General features: G+C 44.3%; 1 protein-coding gene. It reads right to left on the reverse strand.

Annotated features, from left to right (window positions below; genetic code table 11):
- Window positions 1–664, reverse strand: a 664-nt coding sequence (locus A3762_RS22830) for a D-arabinono-1,4-lactone oxidase (RefSeq protein ID WP_304439322.1), incomplete at both ends; no start/stop codon positions are given.

Raw genomic sequence — 664 nt, forward strand, 5'->3', positions numbered from 1 at the left:
AAAATCTTCCCAGCGCTCGTATGCGTTTGCACATTGTTCTGGCGTAAAGGTGTTGAGCTTGCCCCAATGTGGGCGCCCGCCGTACTTTTGAAAAATAGGTTCAATGGCTGCAAATAAGGGGGAGTGGTCTTCTTCAAAATAACGATGTACAGCAATAGATATACTGTCTCGCTTATAAAACGGAGATAGCCAACAATCGTCAGCTTTTACAAAACGGCATTCAAACGGGAAAAAGACCTGCTGAAATTGAGATTCGATGAGGCGCTTTATTTCATCAAGCGCTTTGAGGCCATTCTCGACCGGAAGATGATATTCCATTTCGTTAAAACGCACGTTACGTTCAGTGGCGTAAATTTGATGGCTATGATCAATGTTTGTCTCATCACTTAGAGTTTTCATGTACGTGCCGAGTACGAGCTCTCTGAATTCGTTGCTCCAGCCGAGATAATCACGCGCTAGTTTGAGATCCATCAAGCCATTATTGCCATCAAATTCTTCGCGGGCAGTGACTGCTTCGTCTGTTTCATCCAAGGCATCGCTTAAAATCATTCCCGTAAAAGGAATGACATAAAACTCAAAGTTTCGATGCGCTTTCGAAAATGCTTCGGCTTGCGCCAAACCTTCTTCGTATTTGTGCCAGCGCGCTAATCGACGGAGTTTAAAT

The sequence above is a fragment of the Oleiphilus sp. HI0125 genome, assembly GCF_001635355.1.